25 protein-coding genes, 1 pseudogene and 2 riboswitches are annotated in these 26,185 nt (G+C 36.0%); of the genes and pseudogenes, 7 read left to right on the top strand and 19 right to left on the bottom strand.

What is annotated here, in order from left to right:
* Positions 1–110: 110 nt before the first annotated feature.
* The 8 genes from IGL48_RS04360 to IGL48_RS04325 form a co-directional block, all read right to left on the bottom strand.
* On the bottom strand, positions 111–551 hold the full coding sequence (locus IGL48_RS04360) for a GNAT family N-acetyltransferase (protein ID WP_010824522.1): 441 nt from the start codon (positions 549–551) through the stop codon (positions 111–113).
* 48 nt (positions 552–599) lie between these two features.
* A complete protein-coding gene (locus tag IGL48_RS04355) occupies positions 600–1,112 on the bottom strand; it encodes a GNAT family N-acetyltransferase (protein ID WP_016614953.1) in 513 nt (170 codons plus the stop codon).
* A 66-nt stretch (positions 1,113–1,178) separates the two neighbouring features.
* Positions 1,179–1,478: a hypothetical protein gene (locus IGL48_RS04350; protein ID WP_430601661.1), complete on the bottom strand. Its 300-nt coding sequence runs from the start codon at positions 1,476–1,478 to the stop codon at positions 1,179–1,181.
* A gap of 27 nt (positions 1,479–1,505) precedes the next feature.
* Positions 1,506–2,072: a kinase gene (locus IGL48_RS04345; protein WP_025190703.1), complete on the bottom strand. Its 567-nt coding sequence runs from the start codon at positions 2,070–2,072 to the stop codon at positions 1,506–1,508.
* 9 nt (positions 2,073–2,081) lie between these two features.
* Positions 2,082–3,086 (bottom strand): LacI family DNA-binding transcriptional regulator, encoded by a 1,005-nt coding sequence (locus tag IGL48_RS04340; RefSeq protein ID WP_010824520.1) that lies wholly within the window; start codon positions 3,084–3,086, stop codon positions 2,082–2,084.
* Positions 3,087–3,092: 6 nt separating this feature from the next.
* A complete protein-coding gene (gene galT, locus IGL48_RS04335; protein ID WP_025190702.1) occupies positions 3,093–4,583 on the bottom strand; it encodes a UDP-glucose--hexose-1-phosphate uridylyltransferase in 1,491 nt (496 codons plus the stop codon).
* A 14-nt stretch (positions 4,584–4,597) separates the two neighbouring features.
* Positions 4,598–5,587, bottom strand: a complete 990-nt coding sequence (gene galE, locus IGL48_RS04330; RefSeq protein WP_010710165.1) for a UDP-glucose 4-epimerase GalE — start codon at positions 5,585–5,587, stop codon at positions 4,598–4,600.
* A gap of 15 nt (positions 5,588–5,602) precedes the next feature.
* Positions 5,603–6,766 (bottom strand): galactokinase, encoded by a 1,164-nt coding sequence (locus IGL48_RS04325; RefSeq protein ID WP_002384756.1) that lies wholly within the window; start codon positions 6,764–6,766, stop codon positions 5,603–5,605.
* Between the two features lie 256 nt (positions 6,767–7,022).
* Here IGL48_RS04325 and galM point away from each other — a divergent pair, with 256 nt between their 5' ends.
* From galM to IGL48_RS04310, 3 genes are all read left to right on the top strand, one after another.
* Entirely contained in the window at positions 7,023–8,027 is a 1,005-nt protein-coding gene (gene galM / locus IGL48_RS04320) for a galactose-1-epimerase (protein WP_025190701.1), read from the top strand.
* A 130-nt stretch (positions 8,028–8,157) separates the two neighbouring features.
* Positions 8,158–8,304 (top strand): hypothetical protein, encoded by a 147-nt coding sequence (locus IGL48_RS04315; protein WP_002384758.1) that lies wholly within the window; start codon positions 8,158–8,160, stop codon positions 8,302–8,304.
* 120 nt (positions 8,305–8,424) lie between these two features.
* Positions 8,425–9,063 (top strand): sugar O-acetyltransferase, encoded by a 639-nt coding sequence (locus IGL48_RS04310; protein ID WP_002365472.1) that lies wholly within the window; start codon positions 8,425–8,427, stop codon positions 9,061–9,063.
* Between the two features lie 45 nt (positions 9,064–9,108).
* On the opposite strand, the gene IGL48_RS04305 is transcribed toward IGL48_RS04310, so the two are convergent.
* The 5 genes from IGL48_RS04305 to IGL48_RS04285 all read right to left on the bottom strand — a co-directional run bounded on the left by IGL48_RS04305 (position 9,109) and on the right by IGL48_RS04285 (position 14,447).
* Positions 9,109–9,540: a VOC family protein gene (locus IGL48_RS04305; protein WP_025190700.1), complete on the bottom strand. Its 432-nt coding sequence runs from the start codon at positions 9,538–9,540 to the stop codon at positions 9,109–9,111.
* A 66-nt stretch (positions 9,541–9,606) separates the two neighbouring features.
* Positions 9,607–10,086 (bottom strand): GAF domain-containing protein, encoded by a 480-nt coding sequence (locus IGL48_RS04300; protein WP_002358155.1) that lies wholly within the window; start codon positions 10,084–10,086, stop codon positions 9,607–9,609.
* Positions 10,087–10,320: 234 nt separating this feature from the next.
* Complete coding sequence (locus IGL48_RS04295; RefSeq protein WP_010777513.1) at positions 10,321–11,538, bottom strand: amidohydrolase; 1,218 nt, start codon at positions 11,536–11,538, stop codon at positions 10,321–10,323.
* Entirely contained in the window at positions 11,535–12,785 is a 1,251-nt protein-coding gene (locus tag IGL48_RS04290) for an amidohydrolase family protein (RefSeq protein ID WP_025190699.1), read from the bottom strand. Before IGL48_RS04290 ends, IGL48_RS04295 begins: the two co-directional genes overlap by 4 nt.
* Positions 12,786–14,447, bottom strand: a complete 1,662-nt coding sequence (locus IGL48_RS04285; protein ID WP_002363656.1) for a peptide ABC transporter substrate-binding protein — start codon at positions 14,445–14,447, stop codon at positions 12,786–12,788.
* Positions 14,448–14,827: 380 nt separating this feature from the next.
* Here IGL48_RS04285 and IGL48_RS04280 point away from each other — a divergent pair, with 380 nt between their 5' ends.
* Complete coding sequence (locus IGL48_RS04280; RefSeq protein ID WP_002375257.1) at positions 14,828–16,498, top strand: PucR family transcriptional regulator; 1,671 nt, start codon at positions 14,828–14,830, stop codon at positions 16,496–16,498.
* 54 nt (positions 16,499–16,552) lie between these two features.
* Here IGL48_RS04280 and IGL48_RS04275 read toward each other — a convergent pair whose 3' ends face one another.
* The 4 genes and pseudogenes from IGL48_RS04275 to IGL48_RS04260 form a co-directional block, all read right to left on the bottom strand.
* Positions 16,553–16,978 carry a universal stress protein gene (locus IGL48_RS04275; RefSeq protein WP_002358161.1) on the bottom strand — a complete coding sequence of 142 codons (426 nt, stop codon included), beginning with the start codon at positions 16,976–16,978 and terminating at the stop codon, positions 16,553–16,555.
* Positions 16,978–18,576 (bottom strand): Nramp family divalent metal transporter, encoded by a 1,599-nt coding sequence (locus IGL48_RS04270; protein WP_002382010.1) that lies wholly within the window; start codon positions 18,574–18,576, stop codon positions 16,978–16,980. Before IGL48_RS04270 ends, IGL48_RS04275 begins: the two co-directional genes overlap by 1 nt.
* Positions 18,577–18,844: 268 nt before the next feature.
* Positions 18,845–19,360, bottom strand: a complete 516-nt coding sequence (locus IGL48_RS04265; protein WP_025190698.1) for an AAA family ATPase — start codon at positions 19,358–19,360, stop codon at positions 18,845–18,847.
* A gap of 46 nt (positions 19,361–19,406) precedes the next feature.
* Positions 19,407–19,977 (bottom strand): annotated as a pseudogene (locus tag IGL48_RS04260) (adenylyl-sulfate kinase).
* 241 nt (positions 19,978–20,218) lie between these two features.
* Positions 20,219–20,386, top strand: a riboswitch (M-box (ykoK) riboswitch).
* Positions 20,387–20,427: 41 nt separating this feature from the next.
* Between IGL48_RS04260 and IGL48_RS04255 the strand changes: the two are divergent.
* The 3 genes from IGL48_RS04255 to IGL48_RS04245 all read left to right on the top strand — a co-directional run bounded on the left by IGL48_RS04255 (position 20,428) and on the right by IGL48_RS04245 (position 23,596).
* Entirely contained in the window at positions 20,428–22,200 is a 1,773-nt protein-coding gene (locus IGL48_RS04255) for an ABC transporter permease subunit (RefSeq protein WP_025190697.1), read from the top strand.
* A gap of 88 nt (positions 22,201–22,288) precedes the next feature.
* Positions 22,289–23,068 (top strand): ABC transporter ATP-binding protein, encoded by a 780-nt coding sequence (locus tag IGL48_RS04250; RefSeq protein WP_002360638.1) that lies wholly within the window; start codon positions 22,289–22,291, stop codon positions 23,066–23,068.
* Positions 23,069–23,130: 62 nt separating this feature from the next.
* Positions 23,131–23,298, top strand: a riboswitch (M-box (ykoK) riboswitch).
* A 64-nt stretch (positions 23,299–23,362) separates the two neighbouring features.
* Positions 23,363–23,596, top strand: coding sequence for a hypothetical protein (locus IGL48_RS04245; protein WP_010777507.1), 234 nt, complete (start codon positions 23,363–23,365; stop codon positions 23,594–23,596).
* A gap of 191 nt (positions 23,597–23,787) precedes the next feature.
* On the opposite strand, the gene IGL48_RS04240 is transcribed toward IGL48_RS04245, so the two are convergent.
* Entirely contained in the window at positions 23,788–24,936 is a 1,149-nt protein-coding gene (locus IGL48_RS04240) for a site-specific integrase (RefSeq protein WP_010824515.1), read from the bottom strand.
* A 50-nt stretch (positions 24,937–24,986) separates the two neighbouring features.
* The gene (locus tag IGL48_RS04235) at positions 24,987–25,358 is read right to left on the bottom strand and encodes a DUF771 domain-containing protein (RefSeq protein WP_025190696.1); all 372 of its coding nucleotides are present in this window, start codon (positions 25,356–25,358) and stop codon (positions 24,987–24,989) included.
* Positions 25,359–26,185: the final 827 nt, after the last annotated feature.

Genomic DNA, 26,185 nt, shown 5'->3' with positions numbered 1-26,185 from the left:
GCTGAAACACTCGTTGAGTCATTGAGATACATTTTACACTAATTCGCTGAAAATTTCACTAGTTTTTACTTATTTTTTTAAAGGAAATTGTTATTTTTTAAAGACATAACTTAAGTATCCAAGTATTTAATGAATCGCTTTTGTTTTTTATCAGAAATATAGCCAATGTGTTCATAAAATTGATGTGCTGCTGTACGCTGTTCCCCTGAATTTAAGCGAATCGCAGACAAGTTACACTTTTTAGCTTCCGTTTCTAGTTTCGTCATTAATTGTTTGCCAATTCCACGGCCTTCTGCTTCTTTTGCCACTGCTAATCCCAGAACGTTCAATAACGTTTGGGAATAAATTGTTTCATACAGTTGCGCATGCACATAGCCTAAAATCTTGCCTGTCTTCGTTTCTTCATAAACATATAAAAACTCTCTGTCACTGGCTAGTAGTAATTTCTCAATCTGTTTACAGGTCACGTCAACGGGAACTTCATAGCCCAATTGTTCTTTATTAATGATAGTTAACGCCGCTGCATCTGTTGGCTTCATTTTTCTAATCAAGGGTAACAACCTCCTAAATGATATTTATAGAGTATTACTTTGGCTACTCTATAGTTTTTTCGATAAATAAAGAACTAACTCATCATCATTAACACACCGATCGTTTGGTTTCAGCTGCTTATTTTGAAACCAGACTCCTGAACCATCTGGCACATATCCTTGTTTGATATATAATCTTTGCGCTGCACCATAACCAGGATGCAGGCCTACTCCCAAAGAAACAGTATCTGCATAACTTTTGGCAACATTTTCTGCACGATTTAATAATAACCGCCCCACTCCTTGTTTTTGAAATGGTAAGAATACATTGAAATCAGCTATTTCAGGATATAAATTTTTAAAAGGTCCTTCCTTAGCTAATGGCAGTAACGTCACATAACCTAACAGCGTTGCCTTTTTCTCCGCTACAAAAACCGTTCGTTGCTTGACTAATTGTTCTTCTAAATAGTTCATTAAAATCTCTTGGCGACTTGGCCAACCTTGTTGGACAAATTGAGTATCCAGCGCTAAGATATCTTTCTCTTGCATTTCTCTAATAACCACTAGCTCAGACATCAGCATTTCCTCCAAAAAAACGTTTTCATTTTATACAACGAAGCGAATAATTCTTCGCTCCCTTATTCATTTTCAAAAACCATCGAGTTGATGATATTTGGGCAAAATAGCAACACATGTTTCTTCTGAATTAACAGCAATAACGAACCCTTGCCATAAGGACCACGTCACCGCTTCACCTAATTTCTCTTTCACTCGTTGAATCATTTCAGCTTGCGTTAAGTCTCGAGCAGGGAAATGTTGAACTTTATCGTTACTGATAAAAAAAATAAATGATTCTGAAAAAGCTGTCATGACTTCAGGTGGTAAATTTTTTAATCGTTCTTGGTAATCCATTGAAACCACTCCTTCTTTTTTATCATACCACAACATCCATTTCTCTAAAAAGCGCAGCACTTACTACTGAATATCTGCTAAAATTTGCCTGATAATCTGCTTTTCAGACAGTTGTTCAGATAACCGCTGTTCTCCCGGAAGCCCTAAATAATCTTCTGGTAGCCACCAACGTTTCATTTCCACGACACTAAATTCTTGATTCTTGTTTCTCTGGCTATGTCTTTTCAGCGTTTCTTCAAAAGAAATATCAAAATAATAAACCTGAACGTTTCCTTCAAAGAGATGAATTATTTCCTGAAAAAAGGAATGATAAATGGCTTTTTGAAAAATCCCTTCAACAATCACATACTGGCATTCTTGATAACCAAAAGCTACCAACTGTTTTAACAAAGCAATACTTAGATTACCTGTTTCATCTTTAACACGAAGCATTTCTCTGCGCACCACATCTTGAGAAATCAATAACGATTGTTCTTTAAGACACTGATGAAGCGCTTTAGCTATCGTTGTTTTACCACTACCAGAATTACCACGTAAAATAATTAATTTCGGTTGCATCTGTTTCCCTCCATTTTCTTGATTGTTGAAAACCAGCAGAAAAGAGCAAAAAACTTGGAAAAAACTCTCCAAGTTTTGCTGTTATTTTGATGAATGTTTCGTTGAATCTCGCTGAATGAATTCCGTTCCGACAATAATTTTTCTAGGAACTGGTGGGGTATTCAAGCATAACTCTTTCATTGTCTCAACGGCTAGCTCACCCATCCATTCAGTATGAACTTTGACTGTTGTTAATGTGGGTGAAACATATTTTGCGACACTAATATCATTAAAACCAATGATAGAAATATCTTCTGGCACACGAATGGCTGTTTCTTGTAACGCCCGCATCGCACCAATGGCCAACGTATCACTTGCAGCGAAAAAAGCGGTTGGACGAGTGTCCGCTTTTTCAATAAAGTTTTTCATCGCTTGATAGCCTTCTTCAACAGAAAAAGCTGCTTCGACAACCCATTCTTGATGATAAAGGTCCAAATCTTTTAAGGTTTCTTTAAAAGCGACAAAACGTGGATCAACCAATGCCACGCGGGACTCTTTCGTATATTCTTGCCCAGAAAGCATACCGATTTTCTGATGCCCTTGCGCCAAAAATTCTTGCACAATTGTTTTAACACTTCCAGCAAAATCAACAACAATGGAGTTTTGGCCAAAAGCCATTGCATCAAAGTCTACAAATAGAAGAGGTGCGCCTAAGGCGGCTAAGGCCGCCACTTGCTTTTCATCAAATTTTCCTAGGGCAATTGTCCCGTCAAATCTTTTTTGAGACAGGTTTGTCAGAGATTCTTTGACTAAAAGAAAACCCAATTCCTCTGCCCGCTTTTCAACACCTAAACGAATCGATAAATAGTAAATATCATCCAGTTCTTCTGGATCGCTGAACCATTGGACAAACCGAATTTTCTTTTTGCCTGCTTGTTTTTTTCTGGCTCGCTTTTTATAATTTAACGTTTCTGCTGTTTCAAATATTTTCTTCTTCGTTTCATCACTAACTGATAATGTTTCATCATAGTTCAAAACTCTCGAAACTGTCGCTGAAGAAACACCGACTTGCTCTGCTATATCTTTAATGGTTACGATGTTCCTCACCTCAAACTAATCATTTTCTATACATTGAATAAATCGTTCAAAAGCACGACGGCCTTCTTCATCACGTTTAAAGACGCCCGCATCTGTTAAAATTTGAACAAAAATTGTCCCAATTCCTTGTTGGATCACTTCTTTGACATTGGCTTCAGTGATGGTTTGCTGACTGAGTTCATCCGCCCAAGCTCGATGACTTTCAGCAATTTGATTGGGTTGCTTTAATAAATACTTTTCGACTTCTCTTAATTCTTGTGCCAGCCTTGGTGGCAAAATAGCTAGTCCCATTACTTCAATTAAGCCAATATTTTCTTGCTTAATATGTTGTACTTCTGGATGTGGATGAAAAATGCCATCTGGAAATTCCTCCGAAACATTATTATCTCGTAAAACTAAATCCAATTCAAATAATGACCCTTTGCGTCGAGCAATTGGCGTAATCGTATGATGCGGTGTGCCATCTTCTGAATAGGCCCGAACTGAGACACGTTCATCAGAATAATTGCGCCATTTGGTCAAAATTAATTCGGCCGCCTCAACTAGTTCCTCTTGACGATCACTTTGAAGACGAATCACAGACATCGGCCATTTTAAAATACCTGCAGTTATCCCAGGATATTTTTTCAAAGAAAATCTTTTTTCCATTGGTGCTAAATCCATTGGAAATGTATGACGTCCTGCTTGGTAATGATCATGAGATAAAATAGAACCACCAACAATTGGCAAATCTGCATTAGAGCCCACAAAATATTCAGGGAATAACTCCGTAATTTTAAGGAGCCGCTGGAACGTTTTTTTCTCGATTTTCATTTCTCGATGTTGTTGGTCAAAGAAAATCGCATGCTCATTATAGTAAGCATATGGCGAATATTGAAAGCCCCAAGCTTCGTCCTCTAAATTTAGTCGGATAATCCGATGGTTTGTCCGTGCTGGATAATTCACACGACCATAATAGCCTTCATTCTCCATACATAACATACACGCTGGATATTTTTTTTGAATCATTTTCTTTTCAGCCAAAATTTTTCGAGCATCCTTTTCTGGCTTCGATAAGTTAATGGTAATTTCTAGTTTACCATAGGGTGAGTCCATTGGGAAAATAATATTTTTGGCGATTGCTTTCGTTTTAATGTAGTTATTCGTTTTACATAACTGATAAAAATAATCCGTTGCTTTTCGTGGAGACTCTTGATAATAGTCCATAAACTTCTGATTAATAGTGGTTGGGGTCGGCGTAATAAAATCCATTAACTCCGCTTCTAGTTGTTCTGCTTCCGTAATTGAGTCATCGATTTGGTGATTGGCTTGTGCAATGTTTAAAAGATGTTCCACCACACGCAACGGTTCTTGCTCACAAGCAACCGCTTCTGGTTGTTCAAAAAAATCACAGCCAACTAGTTTGGCAATCCGATTCGTCAAATAATAACGGTCTGTTTCCGTCCAATCGCCATTTTCTATGATTATCTCTACAAATGCAGCAATCCATTTACTACTTTCTTTCATCATCTGATGTTCTCCTATTCATTATAGCCTTGAGGATGTTTCACATGCCATTGCCAAGCGGTGGCGATAATATCCTTGACCTCAGTTACTTCTGGTTGCCAGCCTAAAACTCGTTTGGCTTTTTCACTAGAAGCAATTAACGTACTAGGATCCCCTGCTCGGCGTGGCGCGATTGTCGCAGGAATTTCTTGGCCTGTCACTTCGCGAGCAGCATCTAACATTTCTTTAACAGAATAACCGTTGTTGCTACCCAGGTTAAAGACGTCACTTTCGCCGCCATTTTTCAAGTATTCTAAAGCCAAAATATGTGCTGCAATCAAGTCTTCAATGTAAACATAATCTCGAATGCACGTGCCATCTGGTGTATCATAATCATCCCCAAAAATACTTAGCTCTGCTCGTTGGCCTAATGCCACTTGTAAAATAATTGGCACAATATGCGTTTCTGGCGTGTGATCCTCACCAATTGAGGCATCTTTTTTTGCTCCCGCAACATTAAAATAACGCAAAGCAACATATTTCATTCCATAAGCGTTGTCGCACCATTTCATGATTTTTTCCATCATTAATTTACTTTCCCCATACGGGTTTTTAGGATTCGTTGGGGTTTCTTCTGTAATAGGCATTGCTTTTGGTTCGCCATAAGTGGCCGCTGTGGAAGAAAAAACAATATGTTTCACTCCAAATTCTTGCATGACTTCCAAGGCAATTTGAGTGCCGTGAACATTGTTATTGAAATACATTAACGGTTGCTCCACGGATTCTCCTACTAAAGAATTGGCCGCAAAGTGCAACACCCCTTCAATTGATTCCTTTTCAAAGACACTACGTAAAAAAGCTTTATCACGAATATCGCCTTCATAGAAAGTCGCTTGTTCATGAACTGCTGAACGATGCCCCGTTAATAAATTATCAACAACAACAACGGCATATCCTTTTGAAATTAATTGATCGACGGCATGTGAGCCAATGTAGCCTGCGCCGCCTAATACTAAAATAGACATTTAAAGCCTTCCTTTCTAAAATAACTTTCTGGCACCATCATCAATTGATGCAGGATAAAAATCAGCAGCATAGCCAATTTTATCTTGATAACTCTGGCCAACAGCTTCAATAAATGCATCTATATTTTGCTTTGGTACCAAAGCAATACTACAACCGCCAAACCCTGCACCAGTCATCCGTGCGCCCAAAACGCCTGGTTGTTCTTGCGCACAAGCCACTAAGGTATCCAACTCAATGCCAGTTACTTCGTAATCTTCTTTTAGCGAACGATGTGAGGCATTTAATAATAAGCCAAATTCTTCCAAATCCCCTTCAGTTAGCGCTTGTTTTGCCAATAAAGTTCGTTCATTTTCTGTGACGGCATGACGCGCTCGTTTAATCAACGTTGGATCTCCAATCAATGCTTGATATTGTTCAAATGTCTCGCTGTTTAATTCACCTAGAAACTCAATAGATAACTCTTTTTGAAGCAAACGAACGGCTTCTTCGCATTCTGCACGGCGTTCATTATATTTTGAATCTGCTAATTCACGACGTTTGTTAGTATTCATAATGACAATCGTATACTCACCTAATTTGGCGGGAACCATTTCATAGTGCATATTATTGGTATCTAGTAGAATAGCTTGATCTTTTTCTCCCATCCCCACGGCAAATTGGTCCATAATTCCCGAATTAACGCCAATAAATTCATTCTCCACTTTTTTACCGATTTGCACCAATTCAAGCATTGGACAGTGTAAAGCATATAAATCATTACAGATCGTTCCCATTAAAAGTTCAATAGAAGCAGAAGAAGACAAGCCAGCACCATTAGGAATCGTACCGTAGAAGAGCACATCTAAGCCAGAATCAATATTGTGTCCGCTTTCAATCAAGTAATTTAAAACGCCTTTAGGATAATTTGCCCAATCATCTGAATCTGAATAGGTTAAATCTTCTAATGAAAATTCGATGAGACCAACCTCTTTAAAATTATCAGAAAACATCCGAATTTTTTGGTCGTCTCTTTTTCTTGCCACACCAAATGTCCCTAACGTAATAGCCGCTGGGAAAACATGACCGCCATTGTAATCTGTATGTTCACCAATCAAATTAATTCTTCCAGGGGCAAAATAACAGGCTGTCCCTTTCTCACCAAATATTTCTACAAATCGATTCATTAACAGTTCTTCCATCACTAATCGCTCCTTTCACTAGTAAACAAATTGTATAATATTTACTAAACTTTTGCAAATATTTACTTAACATTTTCTTGATTGTCATTTTGATTGAAAACGTGTACAATACAATTAAATAAAGATTTATTTTCTTAGTGTTTCTTTTCGACTATTTAAATAATCTAAAAAATAAAGTTAAATTTACTAAATATTTACTTGAAGGAAGGAAGGATTGATTATTTTGACTATTTCAACTGAATCATTTGGACAAGGAATGCTTCTTTACACACTGACGAATAAAAATGGTGTGACTTTAAAAGCAACAGATTTTGGTGCGCGAATTGTTGCGCTTGACGTTCCTCTTACAAAAAATGAATCACGATCACTCGTGCTAGGCTTTCCCTCAGCAGATGAATATTTGTCTAAAGACTTATATTTTGGTGCAACAATTGGTCGAACAGCTGGCCGAATTGCCGATGGCTCCTTTGAACTAGCGGGTAAAACGTATCAAACGATGATTAATACTCCTACTCAAACAACACTTCACGGTGGCACACCTGGGTTTGAAAGTAAAAAATGGCACAGCGAAATCCAAGAGGCACAAGCGAATCCTTCTGTGAAATTTTGGCTAGAGAGTCCTGCTGGTGAAAATGGTTTTCCTGGAAATCTCACTGTTTCAGTCACGTATACATTGACTGAAGAAAATGAATGGCAAATTGAGTATCAGGCAACTACAGATGAACAAACACTTTTTAATCCAACCAATCATGTCTACTTTAATTTAACTGGAAATCCCGCAATCCCCATTGATGCGCATGAGTTACAAATAAATGCCCAAAAGTATGTCCCGCTTGATGAAAGAGTTTTACCGCTTGGAGAATTAGCTTCCGTCGACCAGACAGCTTTTGATTTACAAAAACCTAAAAAATTAGCTGAGGTTTTTTCAAGTAACGATGAACAAATCCAAAAGATGAACGGCTTCGATCACCCTTTCATCTTAACCAATCATGATTTAATTAACCCGGATGTTATCTTAAAAAGTCCTACTAAAGATATCACCTTAGAGATGTTCACTGATCAATCTTCAGTTGTTATTTTTTCAGCAAATTTTGCTGATAACGGTCCCGATATTCAAGGGCAAAAATTAGTCAATCACGGAGCGCTCACATTTGAAACCCAAGTCTGTCCTGGTGCTGAAAGATTTCCGTTGTTCGGTTCAATCATCCTCTCACCTGAACAGGAATTTCACTCAACGACCCGTTTCAAACTAATTTATTAAGTGAAAAGATGCTCTTAACCAAGCTTATCTTCGAACTAAAAAAGATAAGAATGGTTAAGAGCACTTCTATTATTTGACATTTTTAATCGCTCCATTTACACTATTTTCAATTAGAAAGGCGGTGATGTCTATGTATGCAATCAAATTTTTTCATGGCTATTTAACTGCAGATGGTAAACGTACGCGAGATAAATCAGGTTGTTTAGTTTACCACTCTGAAAAAGAAGCACAAAAATTAGCAGATAAAATTGGCGGGAGAGTTAAAAAAATTGGATAACCTTAGGTAAAGGATAGATAAGCAAGGCTATTTTGCTATCTATCCTTTTTTATTTTACATATTCCTCGACTTATTGTATTGATTTGATACAATAGAGAAAAAGCCTAAAGGAGCGCTTACATGAAACAAAATGACTTTGATTATATGCAAATGTTAAAAGGTGAATTATATTACGCCCCCACCATTTTACCCGAAAATAAATCAACAAAAGGCAAGGTGTTAGCTCAAAAAATCAATCAACTTCCTATCGATAATGTGAAAGAAATTGTGGCCCTAGAAAAAGAATTATTAGGAAAAACTGGCAATGAGTTATATATCACCCCACCCCTCTATGTAGATTACGGTCGCCATATTGAGGTAGGAGAAAATTTTTATGCAAATATGGATTGCATTTTTTTAGATGTAAACAAAATCATCTTCGGTGATAATGTCATGGTTGGCCCTCGTGCTAGTTTTTATACTGCCGGCCATCCAATTGATCCAACGATTCGAACTGCAGAATTAGAATTCGGTACGCCAATTATTGTTGAAGATAACGTGTGGATTGGCGGAAGTGCCACCATTTTACCTGGCGTTACAATTGGAAAAAACGCTATTGTTGCTGCTGGTGCTGTGGTTACAAAAGACGTTCCTGCCAACACGATTGTTGGGGGTAATCCAGCAAAAGTCATTCGCAAAATTGATGAAAACGATCAGCAATTTTGGACAGAAAAGCAACGGCAGTATCAAATCGCTAAGAAGCAATTCTTTCATGAATAAAAAATCCCCAATCCAATGAAAATAACGGATTGGGGATTTTTTATTTTAGTCTTCTTCATAATAATTAAACATCCAATGGATGCCAAACTGATCTTTTAGGGAACCATACTTTTTGGACCAAAAAGTTTCAGATAATGGCATTGTAACAGTGCCACCTTCAGATAATCGTTTAAATAAGCGATCAATTTTTTCATCATCATCTGTGCTAACCACGAGCGAAAGGTTATTTCCTTCCGTAACTTCAAAACCAAACATATCAGGAACATCTGAAATCATTACATAGGTTCCTTCAATAATGATACTTGCGTTCATCACTAAATCCTTTATCTCGTCGTTTATAGGATGCTCAGGATTTTCAGGTGCTTCGCCAAAAGTCATTAAATTTTGACATTTTGTATCAAAAACATCTTCATAGAACGCAATTGCTTCTTTTGCTTCACCTTTAAAATTTATATACAGCTCTAACAAATGACTCACCTTCTTTCATGATCAAATTTTATACTTTATTTTCTCATGATTTGTCAGAAAGCAAAAATAGTCTGCTTAAAAATCTGATTTTTCTAGTAACAAGGTAACAAATTTTTCCAAATACAGTTGGTCAACCGCATCATAGCTATTTGTTACACCACTATCAATATCTAAAACACCGACCAATTGATGATTTTTTACCATCGGTACAACGATTTCAGACATCGCAGCTGAGTCACAAGAAATATAATTGGCGTGTGTCTTCACGTTATCAACAATCAATGTAGCTTGTTTTTCCGCGGACTCACCACAGACACCTTTGCCCATTTTAATTCTGGTACAAGAGACTTTCCCTTGAAAAGGCCCCAAAACTAATTCTTCATCTTTATATAAATAATACCCAGCAAAAACGGTATCTGGTAATGTTTGTGCAATTAACGCGGACGAGTTTGCTAAATTTGCAATAGCATCCGTTTCTATTTCTAACAAACCGCTCAATTGTTGTAAGCACAATTCGTAGGCTGCTTTTTTGTTTTCTCTCGTTTGTTCAGTCATGCTTGGTTCATCTCCTTCATTTTGTCTTATTATAAAGGAAGACACGCAAAAGTGCTATGTTAAAGTGAGACAAACAAACTTGAAACGCTGATCCACGTTGTGAGCAGAAGCACTTTATAAGGATTAAACTGTGACGAGTAACCGCAGGACTGACACTATGCGTTGCTCAGAGCTGAACCCTGTTTCCTCTGTTTGGCTTTTTAGCATTCTATTTCTACCTAATTTTAAAGCAAGTTAAACCCATTGTCCTTTCAACATAATCTTGCGTTTCTGCGGTTTTCTAGCAATCACTTCTGCTGTAGAAGCTGCTTCTGTAAAGATAAAGTTTGCTTCGTCGCCTTCTGTAAACCAAAAGCGTTCTTCTTCAAATGAAAAAGGTGCTTCTTTGCCACAGCCATGGACGTAAGCTTGAGTAAGTTGCTCTTCTGTAATCTTTCCTGTCATTTCACAAAAATTACGTAATTTTTCAAATAAATCACCTGAAACATTAGAACTCCAAGAGTCAAAAAAGCCATCACTACCTAAATGAACCGATACACCAGCTTGGCGTAACACATCAATTGGTGGCAATAAATAACGAGGATCATAAGGAATTGTAGACATAATCGCCGTTTGATGCGTTGCCAAGCGTTGGTATAGTTTTTCTTTTTCTGCTGGTCGTACATCTAGCAGCGCAAAGGCGTGACTGATAGCGGTTCGCTGAGTAAATTTTCGTTCTTCCAAAATGTCTAAAAATTTATCAATTGTATAAACACCCACTTCCCCCGTATCATGCAAGTGAATATCGATTCCTACTTGAAATTCTTCTGCCAGATCGAAAATAGTTTCTAAAGATTCTTCAATTGCATAATCAATGCCTGCAGGATCTAAACCGCCAACCATTGTTCCACCATTTTTTAGGGCTTCTTTCATGAGTAAAACCGTTTGGGGATTTTTTAATAATCCATGCTGTGGAAAGACAACAATATCATAATCAATCACATGCGCATATTTTTCTAAGGCTCTTTTGACGCCCCAGAAGTTTTCTAGTTCTACATAAGGATCAATGTTGACATGTGTCCGAATATAAGAGGCTCCATAACCAATTAATTTTTCAATCATGGCCGTCGCTCGTTGTTCTGTTGACGGAGCTAACAATTTAAGTTCACTGGCTTCGTCTGCTAAACGCTCTTTTAAATTCTTAACAGGTTGGCTAGCACGCCAGCCTAATGAAAGGTAGGTTTTATCTAAGTGATTATGGCTCTCTTGAAAAGCGGGAATAGCCAGTTGTCCGTTTAAATCAGTGCCTTGTTGCTTTTCAGTGACTTGATTTTGCGGAATAATCGCTTGGATTTTGCCTTCTTGAATCGCTAAAGTATAGCGTGCGGTTTTAGTATACGTTAATTCGTGGTGGTCTTTAGCAAAACCAGTTTCTAAACGAACATTATTCAAATAAACAATGGATGCTGTCATTCTCTTTCCCCCTTTTGAACGGCTTCAACCAGTTGTCCTTTTAGTATCAGTTGTTGGATTGGCTGTTGGCGTGCAATCACGTGAGCAGTGCTCTCAGCATTAAATAGTAGGAAATCTGCAGAATCGCCGACGTTAGGCCAAACTCGCTGCCCGTTAGGATCAAGAGGCGTTACAAAATTACTCGCTAAGCCCCATAAACGATTCAAGCGATACTCATCGCTAATTTTAAATCTTTGAGCGGCTGTATTTAATTTTTCTATTGTATTGCCACTGCCAAAAGGCGACCAATGATCCGTCAAACTGTCATGAGCCACGGAAATCTTAACACCTTGTTCAACCAAGGTTGGAATCGGCATGGTGGTCATTCCAATTGGTACAGTCGAAGTCAAATCAATACCTGTTTCGATAAATTTTTGCGCAATGTCTCTAATTGCTGCTTCTTCTAAGCTCCCTAAGGCTAAAGCATGACTTAAAGTGACTTTGCCAAACATCTTTGCTTGTTCTGTATAATCAACAAATTTATTAAATTCATAAAGTCCCAAAGTATCACGGGCGTGTAAATGAACATCAATTTTTTTATTAAATGTGGTAGCTAATTCAAATATTTTTGCGATTGAATGATCCACATGACGATCCACAAGGGCTGGATCAACGCCGCCGACATGAGTTGCCCCCATGCGTAAGGCTTCGCGCATCAAAGGTTCGACTTGTGAGCGGAGTAATCCGTGTTGAGGAAAAGCCACAATTTCATGAGTAATGTATTGTTCATATCGACTAAATGCTTCTTTAGTGATTTCAATATGTTTCGTTCCAATAGATGGATCTACATTACAATGACTGCGAATATGATAATGGCCTTGTTGAATATACTGCTCAATAACTTGGCAAGCACGTTCTAAACTAGTTGGTAATTGTTCAGGTAACAGCCAAGTTTCTTCTTCAATACGTGTTAAAATTCCTTTCGTTAGTGGACGACAGGCCTTCCAAGGTCCCCCAAAATACGTTTTATCAATATGAATATGCATTTCTCTTAGAGCAGGTAAAACGAGTTGCTGATTCACATCGATAACTGTTTCGCTCTCTAAAGGCCTTAACTGCGGTGCGACCGCAGTACAGACTTCGTTTTCAATTCGAATATCATAGCTAGCTGTTTCTGTCGCAACAATTCGCTGATTCACAGTAGAGAATCCTGTTTCTAATTTACAGTTTTTTAAAAGCATGACAAACCCCTTCCTACCTTCATTCAATTAGTTAACATAAGCCCATTTTAAACTGTACGTCGGTCCAAATGAATGCCAATACAGATCCTTGATTTTTTGATTAGCTAATACAGAAATGCTTCGATTGTAGATTGGTGCTAAAACCGTTTCTTGATTCACCAAAATATCTTGTGCTTGAGCAAAGTCATTTAAACGAGCCTCTTGATCAGCCGCATGTGTTGTTCTAGTCTCTTGGATTAATTGATCATACGTATCACTCTTGAACGTTACGCCGCCCAAGGTACTATCCGAAGTAAAGATGCGCATAACTGTTAATGGATCACGATAATCGGTTCCCCAACCAGATAATTCTAAATCATAGTCTCTCGTTTGATCACGATCAACACGAATAGTAAAAGGAACTTGAGTAACATTCACTTCTAATCCGTCTAGATTTTCTTCCAATTGAAATTGGAAAAACTCAGCAGCTTTTTTGGCGCTGTCTGTATCATCTGTTAAAAATTCTAATTTGATTTTATCCAGCCCAATTTCTTTTTTCCCTTTTTCCCAGAATTCTTTTGCTTTCGCTGTATCGTAGGTTAAGTAGTTATTTTTCTTAGCAGCTAGTTTTGTGAAATCTGTCCCATCTGGCGCAATCGTTTGTCCCGGCGGAATTACTTGATCTGTAGCCGTTGATTGATCTTGCAAGACTTCTTTTACAAAACTTTCTTTATCAAAAGCTTGTGCCAACGCTTTACGAATATTGTTGTTCGCTAAAGCCGGATTTTCTTTTCCATCACGAACACTGTTCATTTTTAAAAAGTATGTGACGAATTGAGGAATTGAAAGAAAGGCTGGATTATCAACATAACCAGGAATAAATTCACCACTTAGCTTATTCACTACATCCAATTCATTCGAGTCAAACAAATTCACCGCTGTCGTTGGGCTCTTAATTACTGAAACTTTCGCTTCTGTTAATTTAACTTTTTCAGCATCCCAATACGTATCATTTTTTTCGTAGGTCCAGTCATCGGAAGAAGCATTATCCCATTCTTTCAATTTAAAAGGACCATTATAAATCAAATGTTCTGCATCAGTGGCATATTTATCCCCTTGTTCTTTGATATATTTTTCATTTTGTGGAAACAAAACAGGAAACGAAAGTAATGATTTCAAATAAGGGGTAGGCCGCTCTAAAGTTATTTCTAACGTTTTATCATCTAGCGCCTTAACCCCAAGAGTATTCACATCTGCGCCTTCTAAAGCAATTTCCTTAGCATTTTTAATGACATCAAAAAATAACGCTTGATGAATCGATCCTGATTTAGGGGAAGCAACTTGTTGCCATGCATAAACAAAGTCATTTGCTGTTACTGGATCATCATTCGACCATTTGGCATCTTCTCTAATCTTAAATGTATAAACGGTTTCATCTTCAGAAATCGCTGGTTCTTCGGCAGCGACCCCCAACTCTAATTCATCTTCTTTACCTAAAACATAGAGTCCTTCATAAACTTGATTCATGACTAAAGTCGAGGTCGTATCCCCCGCTGTGTGTGGTTCCATTGTCGAAATAGCCGCTTCAGAACTAATTGCAATTTTTTGTTCCGCTGCTTTGTTACTATCAGCCGAGTTTCCCGTTCCCGCCTGACAAGCCGTTAAAGCTAAAAGCAAACCGACGCATCCTAACATTTTTAATTTCTTCATACCGATCCCTCCATTTTACAAACTATAACCTTCAAAGTTACCAGAATTTTCTGATAAAATATAGAAAAAGAAGCATATCTGATAAGAGTCTCAAAAAACTTACAGATTATAGAAATACTTGAGAAATTTAAAGTAGCTGAAACAATAGTAAAAGCATTAAAAATTAAGTATACTATTGCTATATCTTTAAACGATGCGTCTCTATAGGTTGTAAGCCCTGATTGTTCTTATTTGGTCACTTGTGACTACCAATCACGTAATGACTTGGAACTTTTTTCTATTAGTATAAGGATACCTTATTTTCCCTAAAATAGTTTTGTAACATCTTACAATAAATACGCTTAATTTTTAGATAATTCATACAAAAGGAGGCCTTGCTAATGATGACAGTCAATGATCTACTCCATGCAGAAGAACTACCTGGTTTAACCTTATTGACGCACGAGACCAATTTAGATGCGCCAATTCTACAAGCTAATATTTTAGAAAATCCTGATGCTTTTGACTGGTTAACGCCAGGAGAAATTTTATTAACTACCGGCTATATTTTCAAAGATCAGCCTTGCTTGCAAAAACGTCTTATTCAAGAACTAGCAAATATGAACTGCGCTGCTCTAGGCTTTAAAGTCCAACGTTATTTCAATGAAGTTCCACAAGAGATGATCCAATTAGCGAATGACGTCGGATTACCAATTCTCTCAATCCCTTATAATTACAACTTTTCTCAAATTATTTCATTGGTCAATCGCCGAGTCAATCAACCTGACGAAACGATTAGCCAACATTCTGTTCATATGCATAATAAATTTTATACAATTATCAAAGCTGGCGGAAAAAGTACCCAATTACTGGAAGTATTAAGTGCCGCGATTCAAGCGCCTGTAATGCTTTTAGACGAGCGTTTTCAGATTATGAATCATTTTGATTTACCTGATGCGCCAACAAGAATCACCAGTATTTTAAACAACGCGACTCTCAAAAAACAGTTTGAGACAGCTTTAAAAGCCCAGAACAATGAGCTCCTATTATTTTATAAAGAACCATTGACTGTTGAATTTTCCTTAGCGAGCCATAAGTTATCTTTGCGAATTTTACCCATCAAAAAGAAAAATCTCAGCTTATCTTACTTAGTGATTTGGCAAACTACCAAAAAATTACAGACGATTGATTTATTATCTGTGGAGGTCTGTGCTCACTACCTTTTACCACAACTTCAATTAGAATCTTCGGAAAATTTAACAACGAGGCAAAAGATCGGGGCGCTGTTTCAAGACCTTATCCAAGAGAAAAATACCAATCCTCAAGCTTGGCAAGAATTTAGTAATTATCTGCAATTAAATGAAAAAGATACATTTAGTCTCTTGCTTGTAGCCATTGAACAATTGGAACAACTGTTTAATCCGACTATTCAAATGAATAGCATTGGCCATCAATTGAATCATATTTTAGAAGGATATCGACAAAAAATTACTGCCTTTCCTACACAAACTGGCTTTATTTTATTACTAGAAAATCCAGCACAAGAGGAAGCCACCTATCTTGCACAAACCACTCATCTTGCCAAGAATTTACTAGAGCAACTAATGAAACTGAATCCAAAATTATCATTTAAATTAGCGATTGGGCCAACTGTCAAAAAAATCACCAATCTGTGTGATTCTTATAAATTAGCACAAGAAACATTCCACTTAGCACAAGCAAGTCAAGAATTACAACAACGAACTATTTTGAATTATGACGACCTCTTTTTTTATCGTTTAATGATCGAAACCCTGACCAAACAAGCCAAACAAAAAATATATCAACGATTGATTGAACCATTGGAAAAAGAAGATCAAAAACATGAAAGTTCCCTACTAGAAACCATCAACACCTACTTTCAGTCGAATAAAAATATTTCGTTGACTGCCACAAATATGTATGTACATCGTAATACAATTATTTACCGCTTAAAAAAAATAGAAGAGATTCTTCACTTAACTCTAGAATTTCCTGATAGTTCGCTACAACTAAGTTTGGCTGTTTATTTATATAAACAAAAATTACTATAAAAAGGCCACCACGAATAGTAAATCGTGGCGGCTTTTTTAACTGTTTCAATTTTGTTAGCGAATAATCATTACAGAAATTGGTGCATATCGAGCCATATAAGCTGCTTGGCTACCAAAAAAGCTTTTTAATTTGCTAGTTGACTTGGAGCCAATAATTAACAAATCTGGTTTATTCAAAGGAATAAGCTTATTAATAATTAATTCCCCTGGATTTCCTTCATTGACAATTACACTTACTTTATCGATGCCATTCGCTAACGCTTCTTGTTGATATTTTTCCGTTTGTTTCTCTAATTTCGCCAACTGTTCTTGCCAATAATTTTTATCTAACGATTGGTAAACATTAATCTCTTTCTCTTCTAAAATCGAAACAATAACCAATTCAGCTTGTTCTTCTTTTGCTTTTTGGATAGCATAATGAAATGCTTTTAACGCATCTGGCGACTCTTCAACACCAACCATAATTTTTGAAAATTTCATTATTTAACCTCCTCTACTTGTTGCTCCATAGCTGCAAGCTGCTGTGCGTATCGTTTATCACCTTTATATAATTCTACAACCGTCCAAACTAACAAGAGGATGACGAGTGCTATGATGACATAAGCAATATTATCGGCTAACGTAATTTGACTCGCTGTCGGATTATCACCGAAGAATCCTTCAATTTGATCAGGTAAGCCTTTCATATTGAGGTAAATTAAGCCAATGACAGAAACCCAGCCTAATAATTTAATTAACCACGAGTTTTTAAAATGTTCACCCATTTCAACACGGCTATCTGTAAACATCAGTAAAGGCAACATCGAAAATGGCAAAGCAAATGCTAGAAAAACTTGTGAATTGTTCATTAAATTATTAATCGCGATATGCTCTTCCACTGTACTTTTCCCGCTGGTCATTAAAACACAGATTAAGACAGGAATAACAGATAACAAACGTGTGACCATCCGACGTAACCAAATTGGTACGCGCATATGAATAAACCCTTCCATAATAATTTGACCAGTTAAGGTTCCTGTAATTGTTGAATTTTGTCCTGATGCCAATAAGGCTACCGCAAATAAAATTGATAAAATTCCAGAACCTGCAATATGCGCTAAAATAGAATTACTCATAACCGCTGGATTTGATAAAGCATCAAACAAACCAAAGAATGAAGGATCTTTGACACTGCCGGATTTAAAAACGGCCACACCCATAATCAATAATAAAGAGTTAACAAAAAATGCCATCGTTAATTGAATATTAGAATCCCAAGTTGAAAAGCGTAAAGCGCGTTGAATATCGGTTTTATCTTTACGATCAATTTTACGACTTTGGACAACAGAAGAATGTAAATACAAATTATGAGGCATCACTGTTGCACCAATAATCCCCAATGCACCTGTCAGTGGCGTTTGCCCATTCACCGCATGTGATGTAGAAAAAGCTTCTGCGCTAGGAACCAGCCCTTTAATTACATCTCCCCATACTGGATTTGACAATGCCACTTGATAAGCAAAAATCACAAAAATAACAACAATTAAAGCAACAACAATAGCTTCAATTTTTCTAAAACCAATTTTTGTCAATAACAACAAAAGTAAAACATCAAATACCGTAATAAAGACAGCCAGACCTAAAGGAATATGAAATAATAAATATAAGGCAATTGCGCCCCCGATAACTTCAGCGATATCTGTAGCCATAATTGCTAACTCTGTTAAAATCCATAATACAATACCTAACGTCTTACTAGTTCTAGCACGAATCGCTTGTGCTAAATCCATCTGTGAAACAATGCCTAATTTAGCAGCCATATATTGGAGCAACATTGCAATCAAACTGGAAATTAAAATAATCGACATCAATAAATATTGAAAATTTTGTCCCCCAGTAATTGAAGTAGACCAGTTTCCTGGATCCATATACCCCACTGCTACCAATGCTCCTGGACCTGAGTAAGCAAATAACGTTTTCCAAAAACTCATATTTTTAGGCACGTCGATGGTGCCATTAATTTCTTCAAGCGAAGGACCATTTGCATATTCAATCAAATGATGTCTTTGCTTTGGTTCATGTTCTTCTGAATTTTTCAATTCAATTCCTTCTTTCGTTTTGCAATAATTTTAAAAGGCCCTTCCCGTTAGAAGGTTAACCTCTAATATATTTTAGGTACACCTAAAATATACTGCTAAAAATAACAAAATGCAAGACTTGAAAGAAAATTTTGACAGTGTAAAAATAGATTGTCGTAAATGTGTAGTCTTAAAGTTTGAAGAAATTAGGGTAGCTGGTAGTTGATTATCTTAAGAAGTAGAAAATAAAGGACCTAAGTCATTTCAGCTTAGGTCCCTTATTTTGTTTTTATTCGGTTACTCTATTAAGAATGGTTGCTACAATTTCTGTCGTGTCAGCTGAATGATTTCTAAAAATCTCGGTAAACTGAATCTGACGAAAACCTTCAAGTACTTCGGGCAACTTATTTTTCCCCCATTCAAAAGTTCCATCATTTCTTTTCAATAATCTTTGTAAAATTTCTTCTTTCTCGACCGCTAACAAAAAATGATAAACGTCAATGCCTGCTCGTCTCAGATATCCAATCAGCTCTTCTTCATATTCCTTTTTATAAAGGGTCATTGGAACAATAATCGGCCGTCCAGACTCTTTGGACATTCGTTTTAATAAATGAGTATTCCAGCAACGCCATTCCTGATACTCTTGAAAATCATTTTCTTTCATTTCTTCGGGAATTAACTCCATCAATGCACTACCAATAATTTCTGGATCATAAATGATTGCATTAGGAAGTTTTTGTTGTAACTCATGTGCAATGGTCGTTTTTCCGGCTCCAAACGCACCGTTTAACCAAATAATCATCATAATTTCCTTTCTTCTGAACAAATTTCTTTGTTGCTTAATTTAGGTGCTAGATTACTTTTAATTTTTTTATCTTTTTTATTTGTTCATCTACGCTATATGTGCCATCTAAAAGATAGTCTGAACTTGCTGATACATTTTTTTCATGTTCTATAAATAGTGGTCTAACATTATTTAAATAGTTATGGGCCCACTTAATAATACTTTCTCCTTGAGAATAAGAATAATCTCTAATCACTTGGCGAGCAAAACAAACATCTAATGGCGTTTTCAGGTAGATCACAATATCAATAAAAGGCTTCAAATCATCGTGTAAATAGCCAAATGGAAAGTCTATAAAAATATAGTTAAATTTGCCTTGAGCATTCACAGAAAAAAAGTCTTTCATTAACTGGGTAATATCGAATAAATTGACTGCAACGTTGAAATTTTTTTAATAAAAAAGCATGGGATGGTGCCGATGGCAAAGCATCAATACTATAATCATCGAATGAAAGTACATAAGCATTTTCAACAGTATCAGATAAAGCATTAATGAGTGTCGTTTTTCCACTTGCTGTCACACCGCTAATTACTATCACTTTTGTTTTCAATACACTACCTCCCAAAATTTTATCCATGCACGTATAGTTACTACTTATATCTTTAACAGTAAACGAGACAAACTAAAAATACAACATCCTATACTATTCACCTTGCATTACATAACATACTCATCTGATAATTTCTTCCTAAAAAAAACAGAATGTGGGCAATCTTTTTAAGAATGATTGAATAGAATAACAACAAACAGTCATTCAGGTATAACCAGCTAGAAATTGTTTTATTTTTAGTCACGAGTATGATAAGCATGTAAATCAAATAGAATCATATTAGGTGAGGTTACTCTGAAGAACACAGGTTATCGCTCGGAAATGTCGAGAGACAGTAACGAGTAAAGCAGGGATTGTCGAATTAAGGCTTTCCTAAGATAACTAGAATTTTTTTCTTACGTCTCAGAAAGCCAAAGCTCAATTATTGTGATTACCCTATAATCTTCTTTTATTCGGCGACCTCTTTAATATGATTAATTGGAGGTTTTTAAATTGAAAGCTGTCACTGCATCATCTAAGAAAAATACCCTACTTGCTAAAAGTATCGGGAATCTCACCTTGCTCATCATTTTAGGCATTTTCATTTTTATCATCGTCTTCTCTTGGCTAAAAATGAATCGCCCTCTCCACACCCTGCCCTCAGAAGAATTCCTCGCAACACCAAGTAAAACAGATGATTTCTTATCTCCATCAAATCTTTTTTACTTTTCAATTCGAACCATGTTTCGAATGATTGTGGGTATGGCTTGGTCCTTCCTGTTTTCCTTTATTTTTGGCATTTTAGCCGTAAAATATAAAACGGCACGAAGAGTCATTTTACCATTAGTTAATTTCCTTGAATCTGTTCCATTACTAGGCTTTTTGACCTTTACAACTGCTTGGTTACTTGGTTTATTTCCAGGAAATGTGATGGGCGCAGAAGCGGTTGCTATTTTTGCCATCTTCACAGGTCAAGCTTGGAACATCATGTTGACCCTTTATCAAATAATGGAAGTTATTCCTTCAGATCTAGTCAATGTGACCGATCAGTTCAAGTACAATGCTTGGGAAAAATTTTGGCGTCTTGAATTTGTTTACTCAATTCCTGGCTTACTTTGGAACGTTATTATTTCTCAAACTGCGGCTTGGTTTGCCTTGGTGGCCAGCGAGCAAGCTTCTGTTGCCTTTCCTAAAGAAACCAACCTTTATTTACCAGGAATTGGTTCTTATATCCAAGTAGCATTAAATCGAGCCGACTTTAAATCCTGTTTATGGGCTGTTTTTGCCTTATTAATCAATGTGGTGATTTTAAACTTTTTAGTCTTTCAACCTTTAGTTAGAGCCACTTATTATTTTAAATATGAAACAGATGTCGAAAGTACAACGCCACCTAAATCCATCATTTATCATTTATTAAAAAAAGCAACTTTAACAAAATACTTTTCAAAAGCTTTTGTGAAATTCAGTCATTTTTGGATTTACGATTTACCAAAAGTTTGGTACTTTTTCAAGCTAGACTATCTCTATCGATTACTAGCAAAATTACGCCATTTCTTCAAAACATTATGGTATGTCAGCTTAACCATTATTGGGGTTTATTGTTCTATTAAGCTCTATCATTTTTTGCCCCATCAAGATTTCAGCATGATTCCTAGATTAACACTTTATACTACGCTACGGGTTACCTTGGCTATGGTCGTTGCTGGCATTATCTTTACTCCCTTAGCAATCTGGGTTGCGAATGATAATCGGCGCTTAAGTATCGTTCAACCGATTGGACAAATTTTAGGCTCCATTCCGTCAAATGTTTATACTCCATTCATTGTGTTGATTATTAGTATGGGCTTCAACAAATTAGAATGGTGGATTCTACCACTCATCATGGTTGGTTGCCAATGGTATTTTTTCTTTAATGTAATTGCTGGCTACTTAGCCATCCCTGATGATATTCGTGACGTGACCAAACTTTTTAAATTATCTAAATGGCAATGGTGGACAAAATTTTTGATCCCTTCTATCTTACCTTACCTCATTACAGCAATTATTAACGCTGCTGGTGCTGCTTGGAACGCTGATATCGCAGCAGAAAGCATTCAATGGGGCAAAAAATCAATAGATGTTACTGGCCTAGGACAATATATTGCGGCAAACGATGGCGTAAAAGATAAATCTGCCTTAGGAACCTTAGCGATGTGTTTCGTTGTTGGTTTATGTATCGCCTTTGTTTGGCAACCTTTATATCGAGCAGCAAAACAAAAATTTCACTATTAATAGCTGGACGACTCAACTCGACTAAATTTTTAAGATAAACTAGAGAGGAGAACGATAGGTTATTTCCCTTGACCTATCTAATAAGACGATGGAAAATAAAGAATTATTAAGCATAAAATCAGTATATAAAGAATTTGAAATTGAAGGACATTCAGAACATTTAAAAGTCCTTGAAAATATTGATTTAACAGTTAAAACGAATGAATTTTTAAGTATTATCGGACAATCAGGAACAGGAAAATCAACGTTGCTCAGAAGTATCGCTGGACTTCTTCGTACAACTAGAGGTGAAATTACTTTTGAAGATAAAATCATTAATGAGCCTGATGCCAATATCGGCATGGTTTTTCAACATTTTGCCCTTTTTCCTTGGTTGACAGTTGAAAAAAATATCAGCTTTGGCTTAGAAAACCGTAAAGAAATTTCTCGCGAACAAATAAATAAAAGAGTCAGTAATCTCATTGAAATGATTGGTTTAACTGGTTTTGAAAAAGCTTATCCCAGAGAGTTATCTGGTGGAATGAAACAGCGTGTAGGCTTTGCTCGTGCTTTAGCCATCGAACCTAGCTTATTGCTCTTAGACGAACCTTTTTCAGCTTTAGATATCATTACAGCCAGCCAATTATCTAACGATTTATTAGAAATTTGGCTAAACAATCAAATTGCGACTAAATCAATTGTAATGATCACGCATGACGTTCAACAAGCAGTCCAACTTTCTGATCGGGTTGTATTAATGGATGCAAATCCTGGTCGTATTGCCAAAATTTACTCAATCGATATCCCCAGAAATCAACGTTCGCCAAAAACAACAATTGATATTGTAGAACAAATAACAGAAGAAATGGTTCGTCGCATTCATTTGTAAATAGAACTGTTTTGACTTCTGCTTATGTCTTGACAAAGAGTTACTTAAAAGACTATTATTTCTTTGTAATAAGTTAGGTGAGGCTCCTATACAAACATAGGCTATTGCTCAGAAATGTCGAGAGACACCAATGAGTAGAACAAGACTGGTCGAGGAGAAGGCTTTTCTCAAAATAGCTAAGAGTGATCTTTACGTTGTATAGTGCTAAAGCTCAACGTTCATGTTGATGTATACTTTTAGTCTCTAGTCAATCAGTTAAGTACTTTTATTTAAAATTAAGAGAGGAGTGAAAGTATGACTACTATGTTAGCAATCATTGGAACTGTTGCAATCATCACAGTTCAAGTTATTGAATATAATATGACAGAAATTCATATTCCCACTGCAGGAACATTTAATGACGATGATGCAGAACCCCCACATTCTTCTGTAACCCTTGTATTTATTCGCACTATACTTATCACTCTCTCACTTAACTTTCCATCTCATTTTTTTGAGATGGTTTTTTTTATGTATTCGAGAAAATAATAAACAAAAAAGACTGTTAAATCAATGATTTAACAGTCTTTAGTATACCGGCGGCCAGAGATTGTTTACCTAAAATACCGTCAAATACTTTATAAACACTGTCATTTCAACGTTTCACTTTAAATACTTTTAACTATTTTTCATTTTCTCGCACCATCTTTGCACCAGCTAATTTAGTATTAAATAACAAATTAAAAGAGTGAATTCATCAATTTGCGCGTTTTAGATCGTGTTCTAACTTCATATTCCTGAAAGACATGATAGTATGTTTTTCTTATTTCTTCTGGTTTATCTCCAACAATTAAAGCAACTTTTTCTACTGAATAGCCTTGATAGATTAAAAAAGAAACAAAAGTATGTCTGCAACAATGCATAGAAAATTTTGGTTTATCAGTTATGCCACATGTCACAAGAATTTTTTTAATCTCAATATTGGCCTTTCGGTTGTCACAGGCACCTTCTTGCCAATCAAAGAAAATTTGTTTACGTGGATTTTTAATTTGATGAAACTGGCATTTTTTCTGTTGATATTGCCAAAACTCTTGCAAGAGTTCTGCCAAGTTCTGTGGCATTTCTACCTTACGATAGCTATTTTTATTTTTACAAGGAAGCCAATCGCTTGAATTAGACGGCGGATTCATATGATCATAAGTTTTGTTTATATCTACAAACCCTTGTTCAAAGTTTAAATCATCAATTGTAATCCCAACTATTTCAGAAAAACGGCAACCTGTAAGTAGAGAAAAGATGATTACATAATAAATAGAAGATTCTTTATCTCTATGTTGAACAACATACTGTAAAACTTTTTTATACTGAGTATCATCAATATACTTTTGATAAATCGGTTTTTCTTTAGACTTATCTCCAAGTCCTCTCAAAGAACTACCAGAAGTAAACTCAATAGGAATATGCCCCAGAGCAAAAGCCTGTTTGACACAAGCACGCATATGAGTATGAAACTTTTCTAAAGTAGCTGGCGAATAGTCTTTAGAAAACCGATTTAATAATTCTACGTACTTATCATTTGTTAAGTCAGATAATGGTGTATCACCTAAATACCTTTTAATATATCTTTTAGTATGCTGATAGTGTCCTTGCGTTTTTTTGGAACAAGCTTCTTTTTTATATTTTTGAAAAAACCATTCAAAATACTCATAAAAAGGAAGCGTAAACGCCATACGTCGATCTTTTGAAGCGACGGATTGCGCATGTTCCACTGCTTTTACTGCTTCAAATTTGGTATCAAAACTACCTAAGGTCTTATTTCTGTATTTTCCACCTTCCTTTTTTACGCTTACAAAAGCACGCCACTTTGTTCCTCGTTTACTAATTCCCATTTAAATCGCCTCTTTTAAAAAGAGCTTTTAAATAGCTATGGTCAAGATAATTATACCGCATCTATCTGAAAACTGGTAAAAATCTCGGAAAAATACTCTTCAATAAACGTTAACATCTTACTTTCTAATATATAATATTTGCCAGCACTACCACCTTTTGGATACGAGACACAACCATTGGGATTTTCTCTTATATCTAAGATTTTTTTTAATCTCGGATTTAAAAGAATTCGTTCATTAAACATTGGTCGACTTAAACAAGTATGTTTTTTCCTAAACGCTTCTACAGAAATACAGTTTCCTTTAAAACCTGCTCTTTTTAAATGATCGTACTCCTCTCTTTGAATTAGAATGAAATTTTTTGGTAAGATTATTTGAGCACTATATTCTATCACTTGTTCCAATTTTTTCACTTCTTTCATCCATTTAGTTTAAATTATTTATTTTTCTTTCTATTAATAAATATCTCTTTAAATCTATCAGCTGCTTTTGTCAGAAGCATCATAGGAATTTCACCTCTCCCCTCATTATGGCGAGCCTCACGGAAGTATCATTAGTTCATTTACGAATCTTGGCCTTAATTGACAGTTAAGTTGCTTTAGAAATTATTCGCTCAAAGATTTTTTTCTTTGTCTTGGCGTAGCTAAAACATGCTCCTCGTAGATGGAAGGTACTGGTAGATTTTTATTTAGTTGTCAAAGAACACAGGCAGGAAATTTAATGGTTATTTCCTGTTTCATATCTATAACAACCAAAACATTCTCTTTTTCAAGACACTAAATAGATTAAAAAAAGTATACTCAAAATTGACACAAATGACGTATGCCCAACTTGAATATCCTACTGTTTACCTGTAAACAATCAGAATATGAAAAAGAACCGACAAGGTATGCCTCAGTGTCATTCAGTTAAGAAAGCAGGAAAACATTTAAGCTTTCCTGCTTTTCCTATGTAAAAGTAATAGAACTTAACAAAGAAGAATTTAATCCAGTTTTGTATTTTGATAAAGAAGTAAAACAAAATAACAATACTAAGTTCTAAAATATAACAAGTTAAAAATAAAAAAGTAATTCTTGTAGAGCAAGTTGTACCCCCCTCTAGAAGACATGTCTTCTAGAGGGGGGTATTGTTAAAGATCACTTAAATTACAACTTAATTTTATTCAATTACACACTATTGTATATACGATTTTTCTTAACTTAATGACATTGAGATATACCTTGTTGATTCATAAATCATAATAACCTCT

The organism is Enterococcus sp. DIV1090 (genome assembly GCF_050537975.1).
Lineage (GTDB): Bacteria > Bacillota > Bacilli > Lactobacillales > Enterococcaceae > Enterococcus > Enterococcus faecalis.
This window is presented reverse-complemented; position numbering and strand designations above follow the sequence as displayed.

What these genes read in the sequence shown, in the direction of transcription:
- IGL48_RS04355 (WP_016614953.1), bottom strand. Translation starts at nt 1,112, where the DNA reads ATGCTGATGTCTGAGCTAGTGGTTATTAGAGAAATGCAAGAGAAAGAT.
- IGL48_RS04350 (WP_430601661.1), bottom strand. Translation starts at nt 1,478, where the DNA reads ATGTTGTGGTATGATAAAAAAGAAGGAGTGGTTTCAATGGATTACCAA.
- galT (WP_025190702.1), bottom strand. Translation starts at nt 4,583, where the DNA reads ATGAAAGAAAGTAGTAAATGGATTGCTGCATTTGTAGAGATAATCATA.
- galE (WP_010710165.1), bottom strand. Translation starts at nt 5,587, where the DNA reads ATGTCTATTTTAGTATTAGGCGGCGCAGGCTACATTGGCTCACATGCC.
- IGL48_RS04325 (WP_002384756.1), bottom strand. Translation starts at nt 6,766, where the DNA reads ATGGAAGAACTGTTAATGAATCGATTTGTAGAAATATTTGGTGAGAAA.
- galM (WP_025190701.1), top strand. Translation starts at nt 7,023, where the DNA reads ATGCTTCTTTACACACTGACGAATAAAAATGGTGTGACTTTAAAAGCA.
- IGL48_RS04315 (WP_002384758.1), top strand. Translation starts at nt 8,158, where the DNA reads ATGTATGCAATCAAATTTTTTCATGGCTATTTAACTGCAGATGGTAAA.
- IGL48_RS04310 (WP_002365472.1), top strand. Translation starts at nt 8,425, where the DNA reads ATGAAACAAAATGACTTTGATTATATGCAAATGTTAAAAGGTGAATTA.
- IGL48_RS04300 (WP_002358155.1), bottom strand. Translation starts at nt 10,086, where the DNA reads ATGACTGAACAAACGAGAGAAAACAAAAAAGCAGCCTACGAATTGTGC.
- IGL48_RS04295 (WP_010777513.1), bottom strand. Translation starts at nt 11,538, where the DNA reads ATGACAGCATCCATTGTTTATTTGAATAATGTTCGTTTAGAAACTGGT.
- IGL48_RS04285 (WP_002363656.1), bottom strand. Translation starts at nt 14,447, where the DNA reads ATGAAGAAATTAAAAATGTTAGGATGCGTCGGTTTGCTTTTAGCTTTA.
- IGL48_RS04280 (WP_002375257.1), top strand. Translation starts at nt 14,828, where the DNA reads ATGATGACAGTCAATGATCTACTCCATGCAGAAGAACTACCTGGTTTA.
- IGL48_RS04275 (WP_002358161.1), bottom strand. Translation starts at nt 16,978, where the DNA reads ATGAAATTTTCAAAAATTATGGTTGGTGTTGAAGAGTCGCCAGATGCG.
- IGL48_RS04265 (WP_025190698.1), bottom strand. Translation starts at nt 19,360, where the DNA reads ATGATGATTATTTGGTTAAACGGTGCGTTTGGAGCCGGAAAAACGACC.
- IGL48_RS04250 (WP_002360638.1), top strand. Translation starts at nt 22,289, where the DNA reads ATGGAAAATAAAGAATTATTAAGCATAAAATCAGTATATAAAGAATTT.
- IGL48_RS04245 (WP_010777507.1), top strand. Translation starts at nt 23,363, where the DNA reads ATGACTACTATGTTAGCAATCATTGGAACTGTTGCAATCATCACAGTT.
- IGL48_RS04240 (WP_010824515.1), bottom strand. Translation starts at nt 24,936, where the DNA reads ATGGGAATTAGTAAACGAGGAACAAAGTGGCGTGCTTTTGTAAGCGTA.
- IGL48_RS04235 (WP_025190696.1), bottom strand. Translation starts at nt 25,358, where the DNA reads ATGAAAGAAGTGAAAAAATTGGAACAAGTGATAGAATATAGTGCTCAA.